The sequence below is a fragment of the Paenibacillus sp. IITD108 genome, from assembly GCF_036541265.1.
Taxonomy (GTDB): domain Bacteria; phylum Bacillota; class Bacilli; order Paenibacillales; family Paenibacillaceae; genus Pristimantibacillus.
Genome location: NZ_JAZHCT010000023.1, coordinates 15,162 through 38,647, shown reverse-complemented (window position 1 = coordinate 38,647; position 23,486 = coordinate 15,162). Strand labels below are relative to the sequence as shown.

Here is a 23,486-nt window from a genome sequence, read left to right as displayed (position 1 = left end):
AATTAAGTTTGTTTTAAGGTAGAATGTGCATGATAGATATAGAGATTACAACAACCTAAATTCATATATACAAGTTTGAGGAGGAGAAATACTATGGATGATCAGAACAAAAAAAATTATGACGACTTCTTTCGCAACGAGCCTAAGGATAACTCCAGCAGCAATAATGAGACGAATCGCTTAGATCAAGAACAGCAGCAGGATTATTACGAACAGCGTCAGGAAAGCACAGAGCAAGGGGCAGATACGCCTAAATCGACAGCTTACTATTACTCCTACGGCCCATCTATTAATGAAAAGCCGCAGGAGGCGCCGCAGCAGGATACGGTTAAGCCTTATACTTATGAAGCAAAAGCGCTGATCGATGAGCCGCAGCGCCAGTTCAAAGCAAGCACGAACGGCAGCTGGAAGGTTGTGAAGGAGCCAAAGCGCAGAACATTCCGCTCCATGTTTCTTTCCTTCCTGGCAGGCGCTCTTGTCGTTGGCGGCCTAATGTATGCCGCAGACACGCAAAACTGGTTTACGAATCTGACAGCGCAGCAGCCTGCGTCAAGCGCGGTTCAGGGAGGCGGCGTCACGAATGTTAACGGAGCTGGAAGCAGCTCTTCAACGTCGGCAGCAGTCGTAAGGCCGAATAATATCGCAGAGCTGTCCAAGCAAGCAAGTCCAGCTGTTGTAAAGATTGAAACGTATGTTCAGCAAAACTCGCGAAGAAGCAGCGGCAGTATTTTTGACGATTCCTTCTTCCGTCAATTTTTTGGAGATGACTATCGTTCGGAGACTAATGATTCAGGCGGAGGACAAAGCCAAAGGGTACAGACAGGTATGGGCACAGGCTTTTTCTTTAAAGAAGACGGCCATATTTTGACCAATCAGCATGTTGTCGGCGACGCGGAAGAAATTTTAGTAACTGTGCAAGGCTATGATGAGCCGCTAAAAGCTAAGCTGCTCGGTTCAAGCTATGATTTGGATTTGGCGGTGCTTAAGGTAGAGGGCAAATCGGGCTTTCCAACATTGCCGCTTGGCGACTCGGACAATATTAATATCGGTGATTGGGTAGTTGCGATAGGCAATCCGTACGGCTTCGACCTTACGACGACAGTTGGTGTTATTAGCGCCAAGGAGCGTCCGATTGATATTTCCGATACGCAAGGCGAGAGACATTACAAGCACTTGCTGCAAACAGACGCTTCCATTAATCCAGGCAACTCCGGCGGACCGTTACTTAATATTAACGGAGAGGTTGTCGGCATCAATACGGCTGTAAGCGCACAAGCACAAGGAATTGGCTTTGCTATTCCAACTAGCACGGTCAAAGAAGTGCTGGACAATTTGATAAACAATAAGGAGATTCCTAAAGAGCCAGTGCCGTTTATAGGGGCAGATTTGAGCCCTATAACTGAAAGTATGGCGCAACAGCTTGGGTTGAAATCGACGGAAGGCGCGCTAGTAAAAAATATTTATTATAACACTCCTGCCTTCAATGCCGATTTGAAGCAGTATGATGTTATTATAGGAATAGAAGGCACAAAATATAAAAACCCATCTGAATTTGTAAATGCGATTAAAACGAAAGAGGTAGGCTCAACTGTACAGTTCAATGTTATTCGCGGCGGCAAAGAAATTACAATCGATGTTGTAATTGGCGACAAGAATAAATTTGGAGTGGAGTAATTCGTCCTACAAGAAGAAAAGCTTATTTCGGCGTCCTCTAATACTTTAGAAAAAGCTGCTTTACAGGGTACACTTTTAAAAAATAGACCATTATAATAGAGAAAAAGGTTAGTTAAAAAGGCAAGCGCAGAGAAGGTTCAAGCTCTGCGCTTTTTGCAGCAAATGGAGGAATGGCCTTGAACAGAGCACAAATTGTAGTAGTAGATGATGATGCAAAAATTACTTCCTTGCTTAGAAGAAGCTTGGCATTCGAGGGATACGAGGTCGTTACGGCTGAAAACGGGGCAGAGGGCTTGCAAATATTAATGAAAAAAGAACCTGACCTTATTATTTTGGACGTTATGATGCCGCAAATCGATGGCTGGGAAGTATGCCGCCGTATTAGAGAAAGCGGCAGTACGACGCCGATTTTGATGCTGACAGCGAAGGATGATATTTCTGAACGGGTAAAAGGGCTCGATCTTGGGGCAGATGACTACTTGGTGAAGCCATTCGCCTTGGAGGAGCTGCTTGCGCGTGTACGCGCGCTGCTGCGCAGAAAGACAGACAAGCTGGAGGAAGCAAGCATGCTGTCCTTTGAGGATCTGTCTCTCGATCTAGATTCGCGCGAAGCGATACGCGCAGGCAAGCGAATTGAACTGACGTCCAAGGAATATGATTTGCTGCTGCTGTTTATGCAAAATCCGCGCCGTGTTTTGACAAGAGACAGTATTATGGAAAAAATTTGGGGATATGATTTTAGCGGGGAATCGAATGTGCTTGAAGTATATATTGCAATGCTTCGCCAAAAAGTAGAGGAAGGCGGAGCGGCAAGACTTATTCAAACCGTGCGCGGGACTGGCTATGTACTTCGGGAAAAAGGTGGTTTGGATGGATGACGATCAGGCTGCGGCTGACATTATGGTATTCCAGCTTGCTTGCGGCAACGATGCTGGCACTTGGTGTTTCGATATATTTCTTCATTCAATGGAACACATACGCCGGTGTTAAACAGCAGCTTATTGAACATGTGAATGGCTTGCAAATTTCACAAAGGCTATTTTACGATAAAAAATTGGATTTAAAGCTCGATTTAAACGTACGCCCGAATCCTTTTATGGATGAGAAGGATCTCTTTATTCAACTGATAAATTATCGGGACGGCATTATTAAGCTATCCGACAATTTATTTTCTCAAAACTTTACAATTCCTTATCCGGAGCAAGCGACAAAGCTTGAATCTGGTTTTTTAAAAGTTAAAACAGATATAAATAAACAGAAATTTTCAATGCTTATTTATCAGGTGCCGATTTCTAGCGACGGCCAGATCATCGGCTTACTGCAGGTTGGCGCATTTACCTATAATGAAGAGAAGATGCTCGGCAGCCTGCGCATGATTCTGTTTACATCATCCTTGGTCATGCTCGTCCTTGCTTTTTCTATAGGCTTGCTTATTGCCCGCCAAGCTTTGCGCCCTGTTGAAAGGGTCATTCAGGCAACGAAGCAAATTGAAAAAGGATCGGATCTTAGTGTCAGGATTCCTGCCCAAGGGCCGAAGGATGAATTGCATACGCTTGTAGACACGCTAAATGTCATGCTATCACGCCTGGAGAAGGCATATAATGAGCTTGACGAAGCTTATATGGCGCAGCGCAGATTTGTATCCGATGCTTCGCATGAGCTGCGTACGCCGCTTACAACGATTCGCGGCAATATCGATTTATTGCAGCACATGTGGGGCAGGCTGCAGCAAGATATGAATCCTGTAAGCCAAGCCGCCGCCTATCCATTCGATCCGCAGCACTGGCAAATGTCACAGGAGGCGATGGAGGATATATCCGCGGAAGCGAAGCGCATGAGCACGATGGTCAATGATTTATTGGCGCTGGCTCGCGCTGACGCAGGTTATGTAATGGAGAAGAAAAATTTGCAGCTGCTTCCGCTTGTAGAGGAAGTAGTACGGCGAGCACAGCTGCTGCCGCGCAGCGCGGAATGGCGAATTGATGATTTAACTTTGCTTACGGATGTAACGCTGTACGGAAATTATGAATATTTGCAGCAGCTGCTCTTCATATTTATTGAAAATGCATTTAAGTATACAACTGAAGGCTATGTTGAGCTTGGAGTGAAGAAGACAGGGCAGCATGTCGGAATTATGATCAAGGATACAGGTATCGGCATGAATCCGAACGAGGTTCCGCATGTATTTGAACGCTTTTATCGGGCGGATGAATCACGCGGCGTAACGGTTGGTACCGGGTTAGGCTTGTCGATTGCCAAGTGGATTATTGATGAGCACAGAGGCACGGTAGAAGTCGTGACCGCAGAAGGAAAAGGGACGATCTTTACGATATGGCTGCCGATAGCCTATGCGGAACAAGCTGCTTCGTCTATAATAGAAGAGAATGAGAATTAAATCTGCTGCGGAAGCAGGCATAATAGAAGCAGAAGGAAGCAGGTGTAGGCATGGAAATTGTAAAGATTTCTCCGCGTGGATATTGCTATGGAGTAGTTGATGCGATGGTTCTTGCATTGCAGACGGCCAAAAATTTAGATCTTCCGCGTCCTATTTATATTTTGGGTATGATCGTTCATAATGCTCATGTGACGGAAGCATTTGAGCAGGAGGGCGTCATTACGCTTGACGGTGCGAATCGTCTTGATATATTAGATCAGGTCAATGAAGGTACTGTTATTTTTACAGCCCATGGCGTTTCTCCTGAAGTAAGAAAAATTGCTCGTGAAAAGGGGCTTTCAGTAGTAGATGCCACTTGTCCGGATGTTACGCGTACACATGATTTAATTTCCGAGAAAACGGCGGAAGGCTATCATATCATTTATATTGGCAAGGCAGGCCATCCAGAGCCCGAGGGAGCAATTGGTGTAGCCCCTGATGCAGTTCGATTAATTGAGCGTGAAGAGGAAATAGCCGGGCTTGAATATCCAAGCGGCCAGAAGCTGATTATAACGAATCAAACGACGATGTCGCAATGGGATATACGCCATATTATCGAGAAACTGAAGGAGAAATTTCCGCATGCAGAGGTGCATAATGAAATTTGCCTGGCTACTCAAGTGAGACAAGAGGCTGTTGCTGAACAAGCAGGGACGGCTCAGCTTTGTATCGTTGTAGGTGACCCGCGTAGCAATAACTCCAACCGTTTGGCGCAAGTGTCTGAGGAAATTGCAGGAGTGAAAGCTTACCGAGTTGCTGACGTATCCGAGATTAAGCAGGAGTGGCTGAAAGGGATAGACCGGGTTGCAGTCACCTCGGGAGCATCGACACCGACACCGCTGACGAAGGAAGTCATCACGTATTTGGAACAGTATGATCATAATGATCCTTCAACATGGGAGATTAAACGGACAGTTGATATGAACAAGCTGCTGCCTAAGCTGCGTACTAAGACAGTCTAGCAAAGAAAAAAAACCGCTTATAGCGATGGGATAGCCCATTGCTTGAAGCGGTTTTTTTGTATGTTTATTGTTTGTTCGTCGGCATGCGCGTCTGAGCGGCCAGTGTGAAGAGGAGACCTGCTGAAATAGATTTTTTTAACAAAGACCTCGTATGTAAGGCAGGTTTATTATTTAAATTTCTATTTTGAATGATCTAAGTGTTGACGGAAAAGGAGTAATCGTGTATATTTACTTTATCAAATAAAAGCATAAAAGCATAAAAGCGTAGAAGCGAAGAAGCGTGTACACATAAAAGCGGGCAAGCGAAAAAGTGGATGCATTTATTGTCGTCCTTATTAATCGAAAAATCGAAGAAGAAAAATGAAATAATAATGAGCGCCAAGCAGCGCAATTATAAAGGAGAATGAGTCATGATCGTAGTAACGAAAGCTAATATTTCGGATGAAAGAATTAATGAAATTGTAGATCAAATTCATAAAGCAGGCGTAGAGGCGCATGTATCAAAGGGGACCGATCGCACAGTAATCGGGATTATTGGCAAAGCTGAGCCAACGCTAGCTGAGCATCTTCGCCAAATGAAAGGCGTAGAAAACGTAGTGAAAATTTCAAAATCCTATAAGTTAGCAAGCCGTGATTTCCACCCTGACGATACAATTATTGACATTAAAGGTGTGAAGATCGGTGGCGATAATCTTGTTATTATGGGAGGTCCTTGCGCGGTTGAATCACCTGAGCAAATTGACGAGATTGCACGCCTTGTCAAGGCGGCAGGCGGTCAGGTGCTGCGTGGCGGCGCATTTAAGCCTAGAACAGGCCCATACAGCTTCCAAGGTGTTGGTGTAGAGGGGCTTGTCATGATGGCTGAGGCAGGCAAGAAGCACGGTTTGCTTACCATTACAGAGGTAATGACTCCTGAATATGTAGATGTATGTGCGGAATATGCTGATATTTTGCAGATAGGCACTCGCAATATGCAGAACTTTGATCTTCTTCGCAAGCTTGGAACGATTCAAACGCCTGTATTACTGAAGCGAGGCTTCAGTGCAACGTATGATGAGTTATTAAATGCTGCTGAGTACATCTTGGCGGGCGGCAATCCTAACGTTATGCTATGTGAGCGTGGTATACGTACATTTGAAACATACACGCGCAATACGCTGGATTTGACAGCTATTCCTGTATTGCAATCCTTGAGCCATCTTCCTGTCATTTCTGATCCAAGCCATGGTACGGGCCGCCGAGAGCTTGTTGAACCGATGTCGAAGGCATCCGTTGCAGCAGGCGCTAATGGCTTAATCGTCGAAATGCATACTGATCCAGACAATTCAGCGACTGGCGACGGCGTACAATCGCTATTCCCTGACCAATTCGCCAATCTGCTTAAAGACCTTGAGCAGCTTGCTCCATTGGTAGGCAAACGGTTCGATACGGAAAAAGCCCCAGCGGATGCATTCGTGGAATGGAAAAAGCTGTAGAAGCAAAGCTATCATGCAATTTTAACTATACCAGGTAATTCATATAGCAGTTGCAGACAATTGCTGCTGGCTTACAATTATCCATATAAGCATAGCTCGGAAACATTCTGGGCTATGCTTTAATTTATGGAAGTATCATTGCTGATGTAAGTAAGACAAACGTTTAGCTCGCTGGGAGCATGAACGACTTGTATTGCAAAGAATAAAGTTGATGTTAGAAGTTTGTAAATGTAAATAAGCAAGCTGAAAGCAAGAACGCTGTATGTTACGATGTTACGATGCATGTAAGCTATTGTATGTAAATTAATGAAGGTAAGCACACCGTATGCCCGGACGAGGGACGACAGTTGATCTATGCAAGTATGTGAATTATAAGTAAGTTGTATGTGTGGATGAGGCTGTAAAATATGTTGTGAGTGGATTGTTGTAGATAGGGAGTGTGTATACCGAGTAAATGATTCTAAATGTATTTCTTCAGGCTGTTGAAAAACGCTAACGGAATTGAGACACACTATTGTACGGAAATCAGCTTATTCTAAAATCTAAAGGAATTGAGAAACCTTATTTACTCAAAATCACTACCTAAACGGGGAAAGATCACCTATAGCGCTCCACAGTTCCGTTACAGTTTTAAAACTCCTTTTTATTGCTAAATAGAGCTTCTCAGTTCCGTTACAATTCTAAACAGATGGTATTACGACTTTTGCTCGGTTATTCAACTTCTACAACGAATCGACGGCTTCCGGCTTACTGATTTAGGTGTGTTATCCGGGCTATTTAGCCGTTGCAGAGGTTTTTCAACAGCCTGAGTTTTTCAGGCTGTTGAAAAACCGAAACAATTACTTTGCAACGATGGCAAACTCTATTTTGTGGAAGCGCCGATTTTGAGGTGGCACCGACCAATTGTATATGAAATTTCATATATATTGAGACGTTTTGAGGTGGCACCGACCAAATCTGTATGAAATTTCATATACAATTATGTTTTTTTGGGCATTTCAGCGTATTGTATATGAAATTTCATATACATTGAGACGTTTTGAGGTGGCACCGACCAAATCTGTATGAAATTTCATATACAATTATGTTTTTTTGGGCATTTCAGCGTATTGTATATGAAATTTCATATATATTGAGACGTTTTGAGGTGGCACCGACCAATTGTATATGAAATTTCACATACAATTATGTTTTTTTTGGCATTTCAGCGTAATGTATATGAAATTTCATATACATGGAGACGTTTTGAGGTGGCACCGACCAAATCTGTATGAAATTTCATATACAATTGTGTTTTTTGTGGCATATCAGCGTATTGTGTATGAAATTTCATATACATTGAGACGTTTTGAGGTGGTGCAGACACGCATAGGGTTGTTAAGTTTCGTTATAAGAGAAAAATAGCTGTTTTTATTGAAATAACGCTCGGCTTCGTCAGAAAAGTTACTTTTTCAGTATTCATTTTACAAGTGTGAATGTTCGTATTTACTGTTATGTAAAATGACACTGTTTCTCGAAGGCCATGTCAATGACCTGGAATCTGCGCTTCTTGTTAGCTTATCTGACATAAGAATTATAAATATCTGACATAGCTATTGACGCAGAGGAAAGGGGAGTTTTATAATAACGACATGGTTTTGCAAAAAAATTGAACAATTGAGTTCAAAATTATGCAAACGTTCGGAAATGGAGGAAGTTTTGATGTCAGTTCATAAGGTTTTGGAGCAGATAAAAGAAAAAAACATCCAGTTTGTGGATTTTCGGTTCGTGGATATTGCAGGTCGCGCACATCACATAACACTCCCTGCAACAGAGGTTGATGAGGATACTTTCCATAATGGTGTTGCTTTTGATGGATCCTCAATTTCCGGTTTCCGCAGTGTGGAAGAATCGGATATGGTTATGATGCCTGATATTACATCCATGTTCGAAGATCCATTTACCATGCATCCCACTCTTAACATCATGTGTAGTGTATTTACTCCAGATGGAGTGAAGTATGATCGTGATCCGCGTACGATAGCTCAGAAAGCTGAAGCTTATTTGCAGCAGTCGGGAATCGGAACAACTGCGTTTTTTGCTCCTGAATCTGAATTTTTCGTATTTGACGATGTCCGTTTTGAGAGCTCGATGAACCGTTCTTTCTTCAGTGTTGATTCTGAAGAAGCTGGCTGGAATTCTGGCCGTGAGGAAGAAGGCGGCAACCTTGGTTTCAAGGTAAAAGTAAAAGGCGGCTATGTGCCTGTAGCGCCGATTGATTCCCAGCAGGACATTCGCAGCGACATGGTTGAAACGATGCAGCAGGCAGGTCTTCGTGTTGAGCGTCATCACCATGAAGGCGGTACGGCAGGTCATGCGGAAATCAACTTCCGTTTCGATACATTGACAAAATCAGCTGACAATCTTATGAAATATAAATATATCGTACAAAATGTAGCACGCAAATGGGGAAAGACAGCTACCTTTATGCCTAAGCCGCTATTTGGCGAGAACGGAAGCGGAATGCACGTTCACTCCTCGATTTTTGATGGAGAGAAGCCATTATTCTATGAACGCGGCACATACGGCAATTTGAGCGAGCTGGCCATGCATTATATCGGCGGATTGCTCTATCATGCTCCGGCGCTAATCGCAATTACAAATCCAAGCACGAACTCCTTTAAGCGTCTTGTGCCTGGTTACGAAGCCCCTGTCAACCTCGTGTTTTCCAGAGGCAACCGTTCAGCTGCGGTTCGTATCCCAATCGCTGCAGTAACGCCAAAGGGCTGCCGCATTGAGTTCAGAACGCCGGATTCTACAGCAAATCCGTATTTGGCATTTGCAGCGATGCTGCTTGCCGGACTTGATGGCATCAAGCGCAAGCTTGATCCGACTGCTTTAGGCTTTGGACCTTTTGACAACAATATTTATGAGCTGCCTGATGCAGTAAAACGTGAAATCCGCAGCGTGCCAGGAACGTTGGACGAGGCGCTTAATGCATTGGAGGCCGATTCTGATTTCTTGACAGAAAACGGCGTGTTCTCGCAGGACTTTATTAACAATTATATTTCGTTAAAGCGCCAGGATGCGCGCGCTGTTTCTACTCGCGTACATCCGCATGAATATAGTTTGTATTTTGACTGCTAATCTTTCTGATGGAAGCTTTTAACATTGAACTACATTTGCTAATTTATATAAAATGGATATAGAGAGGTGGAGACTGTACGATGAAACGAGCTTTTAATTTCAATGCCGGTCCGGCAGCGCTGCCGCTAGCTGTTCTAAACAGAGCGCAGGAGCAGTTTGTTGATTATAATGGTGCAGGCATGTCGATTATGGAGATGTCGCATAGAAGCGCCATCTATGAGCAAGTGAACAACGAAGCTCAAGCACTGCTTAAGGAGCTTCTTGCTATTCCGGAAGGCTATCAAGTATTGTTTTTGCAGGGTGGTGCAAGCACGCAGTTTGCTATGATTCCTATGAATCTACTAACTGAAGGCAAGAAAGGCGCTTATATAAACACTGGCGCGTGGGCAGGCAAAGCGATTAAAGAAGCTGAGCTGATCGGTGAGACAGTCATAGCTGCTTCGACAGAGGCGGATAAATTTATGAGAATGCCTGCAGCTTCAGAAATTGTTATTCCCGAGCAAGCCGCATATTTGCATCTTACATCCAATGAAACGATTGGCGGCACTCAATTCAACAGCTTCCCTGTAACGGGCGATGTTCCGCTGGTTGCAGATATGTCCAGTGATATTTTGAGCCGTCCACTGCAAATTGAGCAATTTGGCATGATTTATGCAGGCGCACAAAAAAATCTTGGACCGTCCGGGGTAACTGTCGTTATTATTCGTGATGACCTGGCGGAGAAAAGCCCGAAAAATATTCCGACAATGCTTCGTTACAGCACTCATACGAAAAGCAACTCTTTATATAATACGCCGCCATCCTTCTCCGTTTACATGGTGAAGCTTATGTTGGAATGGATTAAAGAGATGGGCGGAGTTGCCGAGATGGAGAATTATAACCGTCAAAAAACCGATTTGATCTATCAGACTATCGATCAAAGCGGCGGCTTCTACGCTGGCTGCGCGCAAGCTGACAGCCGTTCAAGAATGAATATTACTTTCCGCCTTGCTAATGAGGAGCTGGAAAAGCTGTTCGTTAAGGAATCCGAGCAGCAGGGCTTTGTAGGCTTGAAAGGCCATCGTGATGTAGGCGGGCTTCGCGCTTCTACTTATAACGCAGTTCCGCTTGAAAGCTGCCAGGCGCTCGCGCAATTCATGACAGATTTCCAAAAACGCAACGGCTAATGAAGACAAATACAATCGCCCATACCTTTGGTGAAAGGTATGGGCGGTTCTTGTTGCTTGTTGGCTATACAATTCGGCTTTCTTCACGTGCAGAAGGGTCTATAAGCTTGTAGCCGACATTGCGGATCGTAATGATGAACTCAGGATTTCGCGCATTTTTTTCGATTTTATCCCGCAAATGGCTAATGTGCACGTCAACGATGCGCGTATCGCCGAGGAAATGATAATCCCATACGCCGTGAAGCAGCTGCTGCCGGCTTAGGACGCGGCCTTTATGCTGGCATAGAAACTGCAGCAGCTCAAATTCCTTCGGCGTAATCTCGATTTTATTGCCATCGAGCAGCACTTCTCTTTGTTCGACGAGCACTGAAAGCTTGCCGATCGTAAATGTGGTCTCTTCAGCAATGCCCGGTATGGGATGCAGTCTTCGGAACAAAGCGTTGATGCGGGACAATAGCTCCTGTGTGCTGAAGGGCTTGGTCATATAATCATCGGCGCCGTTATCGAGACCAATAATTTTATCCGTAATGTCTTGCAAGGCGGTAAGCATGATAATAGGGACCGCGTTATTTTGCTTGCGCAGCTCGCGGCAAACCTGGATGCCGTCCATTTTGGGAAGCATAAGATCAAGTATAATAAGATCTGGCCTGAAAGTGGATAAGGTTTCAAATACAGCTTCGCCATCATGTACACATTTGACTTCATAGCCTGCTAGATTAAGATTGAATTGCAAAAGTGTTACGATTGAGGGCTCATCATCTACGACCAATATTTTTTTGGACATCGGTAGCTCTCCTTCACATCCGTTATAGTAATTTCATTATGACGATATAAAATGCGAAGAAGATTAACGTTGCGTAAAGGCAATGTAAAATTGCTGGATAAATAATTAAAAATCGGAGGTGAGGGAAAATGCCATTCCATATTGTTCTGGTCGAGCCTGAAATTCCAGCAAACACAGGTAATATAGCTCGTACCTGCGCTGCAACCGGAGCGCATTTGCATCTCGTCAGACCGCTTGGCTTCAATACAGATGACCGTACGCTTAAACGTGCCGGGCTTGATTATTGGCATGCAGTTCAGGTTCATTACTATGACAGCTTTGCAGAGCTGCAGGAAAAGTACGCGGGCAGCCAATTTTATTATGCCAGCACACGGGCCCAAAAAATATATTCCGACATACAATATAAAGATGGAGATATGTTAGTATTTGGCAAGGAAACGAAGGGGCTGCCGCAGCAGCTTATCGATGAAAACATTGACAATTGTATACGTATGCCGATGACAACGGAAGTAAGATCTTTAAATCTTTCCAACTCCGCAGCCATAATATTGTTCGAGGCTTTACGCCAAAACGGATTTCAATCACTGATTTAAAACACTGTTTTAAAAAATTGTTAAACCCAGAAGGAATTTTTTGATTTCCGTCGAAACATAAGTAGTGCAAAGGTTTCACGACAACTTGCAAAACTAGACATAAAGAGGTGAAAGTGATGAAACCAGCAGGAGTAGTTAGAAAGGTAGACCAGCTAGGACGCATTGTTCTTCCGAAGTCATTGCGCAAACGCTATATGATGAATGAAGGCGATCCTGTTGAAATATTTGTTCAGGCTGATCATATCATTCTAGAAAGATATCGTCCAAAATGTGTTTTCTGCGGCTCGATGAACGAAGTTTCCGAATTCAAAGAACGTGATGTATGCAAAGATTGCATGGTGGAAATGGGTCATCTACGTCGTTAGAAAACAAGGCATCACGAATACTCGGAGCCGTTAATAACGCAATGAAGCTTCCCTGACCACAGCAATCGCTTGGATGGGAAGCTTCATTTGTTTAAAAAAAAGAGTAAACGCAATGGCTTGCTTACAGTCCGCTTGTCTTGTCTTCGTTATACGAGCTAGTAAGGATCGCTGTAAGCATTAGAACGAAAACGGTCATAACAATTACAAAGTTCATAAATCGGACACCTCCACGTTAACTAAGTATATTATAACCAAGAAGTCACAAAAAGAAAACTTTAAAAGTTGTGAACACATTGTTAACATAGAAGGTAGAACTTTAATTACAGAGCAGAGAGTGTGCAAGGAGGAGCAAGCATCATGAATTATCGTTTTTCATCCAGAGTATCGCAATTACAATCGTCAGCGGTAAGAGACATATTAAAGCTGACACAAGGCAAGGACATGATTTCATTCGCAGGCGGCTTGCCTGCTGAAGAGCTATTTCCAGTTGAGGCAGTACGCGCCGCTGCAGACCGCGTATTCACAGCAGGCAAGGGCGCTTTGCAATATGGCTTGACCGAAGGCTATTTGCCGCTGCGCGAGCAGCTTTGTGAACGCATGGCTGCTAAAAACATGTTTATTCAGCCGCATCAAATGCTGCTGACAACCGGCTCGCAGCAAGCGATTGATTTGCTGGTAGGCGTGCTGACAGAGCCAGGCGACACCGTACTGGTTGAAAAGCCGACTTACCTTGCCAGCTTGCAAGTGTTTTCACTGCACGGCCTAAAGGTAGTAGCGGCGGAAAGTGATGAATTCGGCATCATTCCAGAAGCGGCAGCAGAATTGATTGCCAAGCATCAGCCAAAGCTGATGTATGCTGTTCCAACCTTCGGCAATCCAACGGGCCGAGTATGGAGCACAGAACGCCGCAAGCAGGTGCTAGAATTGTGCGTTGCCAATAATATACCCATCATTGAGGATGATCCATACGGAGACATTAAATTTGATGAGGATCAAACGTATCCATCCTTGTTTTCTCTGCAGGAATCCGTTGAAGGCGGCCCTGTTATATATACGAGCACGTTTTCCAAAACGGTTGCGCCAGCGCTGCGCACAGGCTGGGCTATCGGCGACAACCAAGTTATTCGTATGATGGAAAAGGCAAAGCAGGCTGCTGATTTGCATTCTAGTGCACTCGATCAGCAGGTGCTTAGCCAATTGCTGCAAGGATTTGATTTGGATGCGCATATTACTGTCATTTCCCGCGATTATAAAGCACGCATGCTGGAGATGGATGAGCTTCTCCGCCAGCAGCAGGTTCCCGGCTTAACATGGGATCAGCCTAAGGGGGGCATGTTCCTATGGGCGCAGCTGCCTGACGGACTGGATGCCGAAATATTGCTGCGCAGTGCGGTTCAAAAGGGTGTGGCTTTCGTGCCTGGCAGCTCATTCTTTGCGAACGAGCCAATTCGCAACACGATGCGTCTCAACTACACGTACAATACAGGAGAGCGCACAATGCAGGGCATCAAGCGAATGGTTGAAGCGATTGAAGAATTTACAGCTCGCAGCTAGTAATCCATTCCTGCATAACCTCTTTATATTCAATTAATGCCGCTTCTCCCTCAGGGCGAAGCTTGTAGATGCCGCGCTCTACGCGTTCAAACCAGCCGTAATAATTATTTTGCAGCAGCAAGCCGCTGCGTGGATTTTTCGTTATCGCTGCAACCTGTCTTGGAGCTGCAGTTCCGAGCTTATGTATCACATAGGCGCAGCGCAAAGATTTTTCCCTGTAGGCGGTAACAAGCTTGCGGCCAGTGCTGCCGCCTACATTATAATCGCCGCTTCGTTCATTGAATTCACGCAGCAGATTTTGTTGCTTTCTGCGTCTTATGCCGCGCACTGGCGGATCGCCAGGCTCACAGAGCATATCGATGACGGGCGCTTTTGTTTTATAAAAAGTAACGGTGGCAAGGCCTATGCCAAGCAGCCGGCACAGCTCGGTCAGATCGCCAAAGCGCTGATTGTGAGCGCCGCTTTTTTTTCGGTTGCGTTCAACGGCGAGCACTACATCGTAATCCAATCTTAAACGTTCAACTCCTTGCAGCAGCAAGGCAAGGTTGAACGTTTTTTTCATTTCCACAATCACTGTATGTCCGGATTCGGGATGAACCGCAACCAGATCGCAGTGGAGCACTTCACTGCGCACCTGATAACCTAGCTGCTCATAAAAAGCCTTGAGTGGACGGTACAGCTCTTCCTCTTTGCTAACAGCCATTTGTTTCTCCTCTATTCGCATTCATATGTAGCTATTATAGCAAAGGATTGCGAATTCTGGAGAACGAAGTGGAAGACAAAATAAAATAGTGGGCAATTTCCTAGGAAGATAAGCATAGAAATGTAATACTTCATATTTATTTGTTGTGAATGGCTATAGCGGTCGAACGAAGAGGCGAATAGTTCAGTATCCCGATCAAACCTTTTAGGATAGCGGACTTATAAAGCGTTGGGAGGAGGCGCAGCATGGATATTTTCAAGCGGTTGTCGGAGTATCAGGCGGAAAGTGAACGGTTAGCGTGGGTAGGGTCGTTTAAGGATTATATTGAAATATTAAAAAAGGATCCTTCTCCTGCAATGACGGCGCATTCACGTGTCTACGAAATGATTGTTTCTTATGGGGTGGAGCACGTAGATGGCCGTAAGAGATATAAGTTTTTTGAACAAGAAATATTTGGACTGGATCAAACATTGGAGAAGCTGGTAGAAGAATATTTTCATTCATCCGCTCGCAGGTTAGATGTTCGAAAGCGGATTTTGCTATTGATGGGCCCGGTAAGCGGAGGGAAATCCACCATTGTTACGATGCTTAAAAAGGGGCTGGAGCGCTTTTCGCGTACTGACCGCGGTGCGGTGTATGCGATAAAGGATTGCCCTATGCATGAAGATCCATTGCATCTTATCCCGCATGAACTGCGGCCGGAAATTGAGAAGGAGCTGTCCATTCGCATTGAAGGCAATTTATGTCCGTCCTGCCAGTTGAAGCTGCAAACTGATTATAACGGGGTTATTGAGGATGTGCAGGTAGAACGTGTTTTTATTTCCGAAGACAATCGGGTAGGAATAGGCACCTTCAGCCCTTCCGATCCGAAGTCGCAGGATATCGCTGATCTTACCGGCAGCATTGACTTTTCTACGATTTCAGAATATGGCTCAGAATCTGATCCCCGGGCATATCGTTTTGACGGCGAGCTTAATAAAGCGAATCGCGGTTTAATGGAGTTTCAGGAAATGCTCAAATGCGATGAAAAGTTTCTATGGCATTTGCTGTCATTGACGCAGGAAGGCAACTTCAAGGCAGGCAGATTTGCATTAATCAGTGCGGATGAGCTGATCGTAGCTCATACAAATGAAACGGAGTATAAAACGTTTATAAGCAATAAAAAGAATGAGGCGCTGCAATCCAGAATGATCGTCATGCCGATTCCGTACAATCTCAAGGTGTCGGAGGAAGAGAAAATACTGACGAAGCTGATTGGCCAAAGTGATATGAGGCATATCCATATCGCCCCACACGCATTGCGCGCGGCGTCGATTTTTTCAATACTTACCCGGTTGAAGGAAACAAAAAAGCAAGGCATGGATCTCATTAAAAAAATGCGCATGTATGACGGGGAAGAAGTTGAAGGCTTCAAGGATGCGGATTTGGTGGAAATGCAAAATGAATATTTAGAGGAAGGCATGACCGGGATAGACCCGCGTTACGTTATTAACAGAGTATCAAGCGCTCTAATCAAGCAGGATATGTCTTGCATCAATGCGCTGGATGTGCTGCGCGCACTTAAGGAAGGGCTGGATCAGCATCCTTCTATTACGAAGGAGGAGCGGGAGCGGTACTTGAATTATATTTCTATTGCACGCAAGGAATATGACGATTTGGCTAAAAAAGAAATTCAAAAAGCTTTTGTGTATTCGTATGAGGAGTCAGCCCGTACTTTGTTTGATAATTATTTGGACAATATAGAAGCCTATTGCAATTGGACAAAAATAAAAGACCCGCTTACTGGCGAGGAAATGGACCCGGATGAGCGGCTTATGAGATCGATTGAAGAGCAGATCGGCATTTCGGAAAATGCGAAAAAAGCGTTTAGAGAAGAAATACTTATTCGTATTTCCTCTTATTCTAGAAAAGGTAAAAAATTTGATTTTACAAGTCATGAAAGGCTGCGTGAAGCGGTCGAGAAAAAGCTGTTCTCTGATTTGAAGGATATTGTGAAAATTACAACCTCGACTAAAACGCCGGATGAAAGCCAGTTGAAACGAATCAATGAGGTGACGCGCAGATTAATGGATGAGCATGGCTACTGCTCCGTTTGCTCTAATGAATTGCTTCGATATGTCGGAAGCTTGCTGAATCGTTAGTCAAGCCAAGTATAAAAGCGATGATGAATAATTCAAGCATCTCTGCAAATGTTAATAACATACAGACGGAGGTGCTTGAAATGAAACGACAATGGGCGCAGCTTTATACTGCTGCTGCATTAACAAGCCTTATTTTACTTTCTTGCGCATGTGGACAGACGGCAAAAAATCAGTCGATAAACCGAGTGAAGAAGCTGTCAGAGCCGAACACCATCCAGCAGCTTGCTGATGGAACCCCTTATGAGCAGCGTTTTGCTCAACCAAAGGCGACGGAGGATGGGCGCGGACGTATCAATCAAGAGCAAATGAAGCAGGTTGTATTGCGTATGAACGGGATTCAGGCTGCGGAAGTCGTTATGCATAACAACGATGTTCTCGTTGGCATCCAGGTTGATAATAACGGCAAGCAAAAAATGGTTGAGAAGCAGACTCTTTCATCGTTATCCTGGCAATATCCTACGTACAAGTTTTATGTTACCTCGGACGATCAATTGCGCAGCAAGCTGGCAGCTTTCAAAGTGGCTGCTCCTGGCATGCATGCACAATCGGTGAGCCAAGATTTGGGAGCCCTTATAAATGCCATCTCACAGTCGATGGCAGCGCCTAGATAAGATTAAAAAAGCAGGAGCAAGCCGCTGAGCGGAATACTCCTGCTTTTTTATTTTAAAGAAGAGCTATTCTTTAACTAGCTTGGGCTGTACAATTTTTTGTACGTGCTTGGCGACATATCGAAGCGGGAACGGAAAATGCGGTTGAAGTGCGTATAATTCGCAAAGCCGCATTGAAAGGCCACTTCCTGCAAGGTTGTATCTGAAAACAGGATGCGTTCCTGCGCGATCGAGAGCCGAACCTCAATAACATAATCAAATATCGATTGCCTGTAGGTTTCCCGGAACAGCTGGGATGCCCTTGAGACGCCAAGGCCGGCATAGCGGGATATCGCTTCTAGTGTCAACGGCTCCGTCGCATGGCGCTCAATGTACATTTTAATACGACTCGCTATAGTACGTTCGCTTATATTTCCTATACTGAACTCTTGGTTAGCAATGATCCGTTTAATATGAAGCAGCAGGCTTCTGGTCAAATAGGTAAGCAACTCGGGATCAGCATCCTTCACTCTTCGTTTTTCGTACATAAGCATCTTCCAATAATTGATTGTAAACTCATCCACTCCAATATGGACATGAGACAGCTGCTCATAGCCGCTCCACCAGCTTTCCAGCCAGTCAGCTTGAGCTGTATCAACGGTCAGATAGTAATCTGCGCTATACGCCTGCGAATGCTCATCAATCGGTATATGGAGCTCATAGGAGTCATTAGGCTTTACGAGCAGCAAGTCGCCTGGCACTATCGTGTACAGCTTATTGTTGATTAGAGATTGGCTTGTGCCTTCTGCCTGCAGTCTTAAAAGATAATGGCTGGGAAAAAAACTGCGCTTTGAATGAAAGGAACGAAAATGCTTAATATAGTTGGCAGTAACAATATGCAAATGCAGTCCCTCCTGCTATAAGGAATTGGGCTTTGCTGTGAGTGTATAGCAAATCGTAAAATAAGTAAACAATTTCGTAAGAGAGGTAAACGACATATTAGTCATTTGCAGGTATACTGAATAGCAAAAGCAATATTATGGAAGGCGATAGGAGATGAAGAAATGCAGCATAAATTAGCTGTCCAGCTGTACACGCTTCGCGAAGAATGCAGCAAGGATTTCCCGGGCACCTTGAAAGCGCTTAAGGAAATGGGATGGGCCGGCGTTCAGCTTGCAGGTTACCATGGGTATGAGCCGAAGGAGCTTGCTGAGCTGATTTATTCGCTTGGTCTGCAAACAGCAGGCATGCATGTGTCCTACGATCGAATTATTAATGAGCTGGAGCAGGTAGCAGAGGAAGCGCTGCTGTTTAGGACCCGAGATATCATTTGTCCTAGTCTCCCGGCGGATTTGCGCAATGAGGAAGGTTATCGTAAGATTAGGCAACAGTTAAACGAAGCAGCTGCGGCAGTGGCCGATCGTAATTTAAGAATCAGCTATCATAATCATGCTTTTGAATTTGACACGATGATTGAGGCGACGGATGCACTGAATTATTTGTTAGAGCCAGTGCCGGACAACTTGATATTCGCTGAGCTTGATGTGTACTGGATCAAAAAGGCGGGAAGGGATATTGAAAGTTATATTGCCCCTTTTGAGAATAGAATGCCGATTATTCACCTGAAGGATATGACTGACGATGAGGAGCAAATGTTTGCGCCAATAGGAACTGGAAGCATTGCTTTCGACCCGATCATCCGTTGGGGTGAGCAGCATGGCATTGAGTGGTACGTAGCAGAGCAGGATGCTTGCCAGGGAAGCCCTATGAATTGTGTACAGACTAGCTATACGAATCTTATTCAGACTATTCAAACAATTGATAGTAATTAAATGAATTTCACTCTTTATCCTTTACAGGGGTCATGTAAAATATACATTCGTTTATTTAGCATATGGGAGGAAGTAAAATGACTAATAAAATCAGGCTAGGCGTAGTAGGAACGGGCAACATATTTCGACATGCACACTTGGAGCCGCTGCTGGCTCATCCGGAAGTGGAAATTGTAGCGCTCTGCGATATTAATAAAGAGCGCGCAGGGAATATGGCGAGCGAGCACAATATTCCGGCAGTATATACTGATTATAATGAGATGCTTCAGAAGGAACAGCTTGACGCTGTAGATATTTGTACGCCTAACCTGTATCATTCCAAGGTAGCGATTGCAGCTTTGAACGCAGGTTTGCATGTATTTTGCGAGAAGCCTGATGCTGTCAGTCCGGAGGAAGCACAGAAGATGGCGGATGCCGCGAAGGAAAGCGGCAAAGTGTTAATGACGATGCGTAATAACCGTTTTACGCCCAACTCGCAATATTTGAAGGCTTTAATTGCTGACGGCCAGATGGGCGAGCTGTATACAGGCCGCTGCGGATGGATTCGCCGCCGCGGCATTCCGGGCAAGGGCGGCTGGTTTACTACCAAGGAGTTGTCCGGCGGCGGCCCGCTAATTGACCTAGGCGTTCATTTTATCGATTTGACGATGTGGCTGATGGGCAATCCGAAGCCGGTTGCAGTAACCGGCGCGACGTACTGCAAATTTGCGGATAATGAGGTTGCTGATTCCGCTCATAGCAATTTCGGTGAGAAGCAGGAAAACGGCATATTTGACGTTGAGGATTTGGCAATTGGCTTTATTCGGTTCGAGAATGGGGCTACATTGCAGATTGAATTCAGCTGGGCATCCAATATCGGAGAGGAAATGAACTTCATTGAGCTGCGCGGCACGAAGTCCGGCTTCAGCTTGAAGAAGGACAAGCTGGAAATATTCTCAGAGACAGCAGGCCAGCTAATTGATATGAAGCCTGTAATCAAATCGAAAGATATTTCTGCGCATGGCGAGCATTTGAAGCATTTCGTCGATGTTGTGCAGAAGCGTGCAGAGCCGATCCTCACGCCTGAGCATGGAGTAGACATGATCAAAATATTGTCAGCAATTTATAAATCCGCTGAAACGGGCAGAGAGGTAGTATTGTAGTTCTGAAACGAGCAGAAAAAAACAGCTCATGCGATTGAGTGAGCTGTTTTGCTGTCTATACAATATTCTAATGCGATGATACTTGATTGGCTAGTAATGCGCATGACGGAGTGTGGACAGTGTGACCACGAGAGAATGATCAACCGCTATAAAAACTTGCGGTTCGTCTTTTTTCCGTCGCAGCTGAATACGATAGGCTTCTCTTCCACTACAGTTTCAAGATGCACATTTTTTCCCCACAGCTTATAGACGTATGGCAAAGTACGCTCAATATACTTGAGGTCCAGCTCCGTGCCTTCAAATTGGTGAATCAAATAAAGCTCACCGTTGCGATTATAGTCGCCATCCTTCACAAGCATGCTTGGAAAACCGCCGTTAACGCGCGAGGTGACCAGCTGATCTCGTACATGTTCCCACGATTTATCAGTAATCTTCCACTCCGGACCTTTTTTCTCGAAAATATACAAATCAAGCTCACGTACTAGATCCTTTGTCAAATAATTGCGCAGGAAGGAAATGTCGGAGTCCAGTTCCCGCACCTCGAATATTTTTTCGCGTCCCTTTCCCGGCACTCTTCCAAAGCGCTCCTGCACTTCTTTTGTCGGATTGTCCCATCGCTTCTCTATATCTTCAAATATTTTTAGGCCTAAATAGTAAGGATTAAGACTATGCCTTGACGGCACTACTACAGATGAGTTGAGCTTGGCAAATTCAATTGTTTCGTCGCTGGTCAAATCAAGCTCGCGAATGATGCGCTGATGCCAGTAGGAAGCCCAGCCTTCATTCATAATCTTGGTTTCAATCTGCGGCCAAAAATAGAGCATCTCATCCCGCAGCATCGTTAAAACATCTCGCTGCCACTCCTCCAGAACTGGGGAATATTCTTCAATAAACCAGACAAGATCCTTTTCGGGTCTAGGCGGAAACTTCTTGCTTTCCTCATTGCGAAGGGCCTGCTCCTCTTCGCGCTGCACTTCCTCCTTGTCCAGTCGCCATAGATCTTCATAACTGCTGCGAGCTGTAATGGAAGGCTTTTGTCTGCTCTCGCTGCTCATCATTTCAATGTACCGTTTTTTATCGAGCTGATAGGGCTTAATAACTGTAGGATCAACATGCTCCTGAATAGCAAGGATAGCATCGATAAATTGCTCCACTTTCTCTGCGCCATGCTCCATAGCGTATTGATGGATGCGGTCTGCAGTAGCAGACATGCTCTCTACCATATTGCGATTCGTAACGCTAAAGCGCGCATTATTTTTGAAAAAATCAGAATGGGCTAGTACGTGGGCAACAATGAGTTTGTTTTGAATAAGAGAATTTCCGTCTAACAAAAATGCGAAGCAGGGGTCGGAGTTAATCACAAGCTCGTAAATTTTGCTGAGGCCAAAATCGTATTCCATTTTCATTTTATTAAATGACTTTCCGAAGCTCCAATGACTGAAGCGTGTCGGCATGCCATAGGCGCCGAATGTATAAATAATATCTGCAGGACATATTTCATATCGCATTGTATAAAAGTCAAGACCAAAGCCTTGCGCTATCTCGGTAATTTCAGCAATTGCCCGTTCCAGTTGTTTTTGCTCACTCAATAACATCATTGCACCTCTCTCGCAGTGAATTGGAACACGTCATAAATATATATGAGTAATGCAGAGAGGTTATTCAAATACATAACAAGCTTTTTCAGTGGCTTAATCGGCTACATTCCCTTTTTATGCTTTTCTTCATACATATCTTTGTCCGCTTGTTTAATAAGCTGATCAATACTCTCAGTTACACTATCGCCAATGCTGAACCCAAAGCTCGCAGTTACATCAATAGTTATGTTTTCACCATATGGAATCGGCTCGCTTAAAGCGGCTTGAAGCTTAACCGTCAATGCCTCCAAATCGCTTTCACGCAATTTTTCTTGTATGTAAATGATGAACTCATCTCCGCCATAGCGTATCAGCTGATCCGTTTTTCTAAGCTGCGCTTTAAGCCGTGCTGCTGATTCCTTTAGAACGGCATCGCCAGCGGCATGACCGTAAGTATCATTAATTTGCTTGAAGCTGTTGAAGTCGATAAAAATGATGCTGCCTTCCTGTTTCGTTGCCGTTGCTTTCAAATAGGTTAAAAAGCGTTTGTTGTAAAGCTCAGTTAAATCATCTGTTATGTTGGCATGCTCCAGTAAAACAAGATGGGAAATGAGTTGGGCGGCGATGCTTAGGCTTTGCCTCTGATCGATCTCTGACTGGTTTTCAGCAGCTCCATCATAGCTGGAGCCTATAATAACGCTGCTTTGATGAATAGGAAGACGGCATATCGTAAGCGCAATTGCATCGCGCTGCAGCTTTTTTAATAGCATTTGTATTTCGGATGCAGAGTCTGCGGCAGTATAATAAAGGGTATATGAAGATGGATAAGCATGCAGCTTTGAATCTAGTGAAAGTGATAGTCCTGGCAGCTCGCCATCTGGACAGGCCGAAGCTAATTGATCCGATTGTGAATACAGCAAAATATGCTCGTAAGCCGAATGCAAGGACACGAATAATGCGCTGCTTTTTGCGTGATTCAATAATGTGAAAAGCAATGCAGCAGCTTCCTTCAGCGACATAAGCTGCTGTGGCAGCATCAGCATAGCTTATCCCTCCTTTACTATTTCTACTTATTTACATTGCCCTTTTGAATAATGTTGTATGCGAAATATAAAAAAAGATGCCCCCCTTTTAATGGGAGCATCTTGCCGAGAACTTCTATGGGGACAATTAGCGTGCCAAAAATGAAGAAGGTCGCCAGCACCTTATACAGGAAAGGGCGATCTTAGCTGGTCAGACGTTCCGTTATTACGCTCAAAATTGCAGTTTTGAGGCGGCAAAGTGACAGACGTTCCGCTATTGATCCATAAATCGCAGAAAGTGCCCCATTTGGAGCCGTATAGCGGAATGTGTGACCGCGAAATGAAGAAA

19 protein-coding genes are annotated in these 23,486 nt (G+C 44.6%); 14 read left to right on the top strand and 5 right to left on the bottom strand.

Going from position 1 to position 23,486, the window contains the following annotated elements:
* The first annotated feature begins 93 nt into the window (after positions 1-93).
* The 7 genes from V1L65_RS19230 (at position 94) to serC (ending at position 10,837) form a co-directional block, all read left to right on the top strand.
* Positions 94-1,674 (top strand): S1C family serine protease, encoded by a 1,581-nt coding sequence (locus tag V1L65_RS19230; RefSeq protein WP_331700854.1) that lies wholly within the window; start codon positions 94-96, stop codon positions 1,672-1,674.
* A gap of 176 nt (positions 1,675-1,850) precedes the next feature.
* Entirely contained in the window at positions 1,851-2,552 is a 702-nt protein-coding gene (locus V1L65_RS19225; RefSeq protein ID WP_331700853.1) for a response regulator transcription factor, read from the top strand.
* Positions 2,549-4,069, top strand: a complete 1,521-nt coding sequence (locus V1L65_RS19220) for a sensor histidine kinase (protein ID WP_331700852.1) — start codon at positions 2,549-2,551, stop codon at positions 4,067-4,069. The genes V1L65_RS19225 and V1L65_RS19220 overlap by 4 nt, the downstream gene beginning before the upstream one ends.
* Positions 4,070-4,119: 50 nt before the next feature.
* The gene (locus V1L65_RS19215; RefSeq protein ID WP_331700851.1) at positions 4,120-5,070 is read left to right on the top strand and encodes a 4-hydroxy-3-methylbut-2-enyl diphosphate reductase; all 951 of its coding nucleotides are present in this window, start codon (positions 4,120-4,122) and stop codon (positions 5,068-5,070) included.
* Between the two features lie 410 nt (positions 5,071-5,480).
* The gene (aroF, locus tag V1L65_RS19210; RefSeq protein WP_331700850.1) at positions 5,481-6,545 is read left to right on the top strand and encodes a 3-deoxy-7-phosphoheptulonate synthase; all 1,065 of its coding nucleotides are present in this window, start codon (positions 5,481-5,483) and stop codon (positions 6,543-6,545) included.
* A 1,701-nt stretch (positions 6,546-8,246) separates the two neighbouring features.
* A complete protein-coding gene (gene glnA / locus V1L65_RS19205) occupies positions 8,247-9,671 on the top strand; it encodes a type I glutamate--ammonia ligase (protein ID WP_331700849.1) in 1,425 nt (474 codons plus the stop codon).
* An 80-nt stretch (positions 9,672-9,751) separates the two neighbouring features.
* Positions 9,752-10,837 (top strand): 3-phosphoserine/phosphohydroxythreonine transaminase, encoded by a 1,086-nt coding sequence (serC, locus tag V1L65_RS19200; protein WP_331700848.1) that lies wholly within the window; start codon positions 9,752-9,754, stop codon positions 10,835-10,837.
* 64 nt (positions 10,838-10,901) lie between these two features.
* Here serC and V1L65_RS19195 read toward each other — a convergent pair whose 3' ends face one another.
* Positions 10,902-11,621, bottom strand: a complete 720-nt coding sequence (locus V1L65_RS19195) for a response regulator transcription factor (protein WP_331700847.1) — start codon at positions 11,619-11,621, stop codon at positions 10,902-10,904.
* A gap of 128 nt (positions 11,622-11,749) precedes the next feature.
* Between V1L65_RS19195 and trmL the strand changes: the two genes are divergently transcribed.
* From trmL to V1L65_RS19180, 3 genes are all read left to right on the top strand, one after another.
* On the top strand, positions 11,750-12,214 hold the full coding sequence (gene trmL, locus V1L65_RS19190; RefSeq protein WP_331700846.1) for a tRNA (uridine(34)/cytosine(34)/5-carboxymethylaminomethyluridine(34)-2'-O)-methyltransferase TrmL: 465 nt from the start codon (positions 11,750-11,752) through the stop codon (positions 12,212-12,214).
* A 116-nt stretch (positions 12,215-12,330) separates the two neighbouring features.
* A complete protein-coding gene (locus V1L65_RS19185; protein WP_331700845.1) occupies positions 12,331-12,579 on the top strand; it encodes an AbrB/MazE/SpoVT family DNA-binding domain-containing protein in 249 nt (82 codons plus the stop codon).
* 357 nt (positions 12,580-12,936) lie between these two features.
* Positions 12,937-14,133 carry an aminotransferase-like domain-containing protein gene (locus V1L65_RS19180; protein ID WP_331700844.1) on the top strand — a complete coding sequence of 399 codons (1,197 nt, stop codon included), beginning with the start codon at positions 12,937-12,939 and terminating at the stop codon, positions 14,131-14,133.
* Here the strand turns inward: V1L65_RS19180 and V1L65_RS19175 are convergent.
* A complete protein-coding gene (locus V1L65_RS19175) occupies positions 14,117-14,836 on the bottom strand; it encodes a DUF2161 family putative PD-(D/E)XK-type phosphodiesterase (RefSeq protein WP_331700843.1) in 720 nt (239 codons plus the stop codon). The two genes, V1L65_RS19180 and V1L65_RS19175, sit on opposite strands and share 17 nt — an antisense overlap.
* A 245-nt stretch (positions 14,837-15,081) precedes the next feature.
* On the opposite strand from V1L65_RS19175, the gene V1L65_RS19170 reads away from it, so the two are divergent.
* Together V1L65_RS19170 and V1L65_RS19165 are read left to right on the top strand one after the other, a co-directional pair.
* Positions 15,082-16,977 (top strand): PrkA family serine protein kinase, encoded by a 1,896-nt coding sequence (locus V1L65_RS19170; protein WP_331700842.1) that lies wholly within the window; start codon positions 15,082-15,084, stop codon positions 16,975-16,977.
* Between the two features lie 80 nt (positions 16,978-17,057).
* Positions 17,058-17,588 carry a YhcN/YlaJ family sporulation lipoprotein gene (locus V1L65_RS19165; RefSeq protein WP_331700841.1) on the top strand — a complete coding sequence of 177 codons (531 nt, stop codon included), beginning with the start codon at positions 17,058-17,060 and terminating at the stop codon, positions 17,586-17,588.
* 74 nt (positions 17,589-17,662) lie between these two features.
* Here the strand turns inward: V1L65_RS19165 and V1L65_RS19160 are convergent, their stop codons facing one another.
* Positions 17,663-18,466, bottom strand: a complete 804-nt coding sequence (locus V1L65_RS19160; RefSeq protein WP_331700840.1) for an AraC family transcriptional regulator — start codon at positions 18,464-18,466, stop codon at positions 17,663-17,665.
* A 162-nt stretch (positions 18,467-18,628) separates the two neighbouring features.
* Between V1L65_RS19160 and V1L65_RS19155 the strand changes: the two genes are divergently transcribed.
* Both V1L65_RS19155 and V1L65_RS19150 read left to right on the top strand, forming a co-directional pair.
* A complete protein-coding gene (locus V1L65_RS19155; protein ID WP_331700839.1) occupies positions 18,629-19,396 on the top strand; it encodes a sugar phosphate isomerase/epimerase family protein in 768 nt (255 codons plus the stop codon).
* A gap of 77 nt (positions 19,397-19,473) precedes the next feature.
* Positions 19,474-20,538 carry a Gfo/Idh/MocA family protein gene (locus V1L65_RS19150; protein ID WP_331700838.1) on the top strand — a complete coding sequence of 355 codons (1,065 nt, stop codon included), beginning with the start codon at positions 19,474-19,476 and terminating at the stop codon, positions 20,536-20,538.
* A gap of 146 nt (positions 20,539-20,684) precedes the next feature.
* On the opposite strand, the gene V1L65_RS19145 is transcribed toward V1L65_RS19150, so the two are convergent.
* Together V1L65_RS19145 and V1L65_RS19140 are read right to left on the bottom strand one after the other, a co-directional pair.
* Entirely contained in the window at positions 20,685-22,133 is a 1,449-nt protein-coding gene (locus tag V1L65_RS19145; RefSeq protein ID WP_331700915.1) for a SpoVR family protein, read from the bottom strand.
* 104 nt (positions 22,134-22,237) lie between these two features.
* Positions 22,238-23,158 carry a GGDEF domain-containing protein gene (locus V1L65_RS19140; protein WP_331700837.1) on the bottom strand — a complete coding sequence of 307 codons (921 nt, stop codon included), beginning with the start codon at positions 23,156-23,158 and terminating at the stop codon, positions 22,238-22,240.
* Positions 23,159-23,486 lie beyond the last annotated feature (328 nt).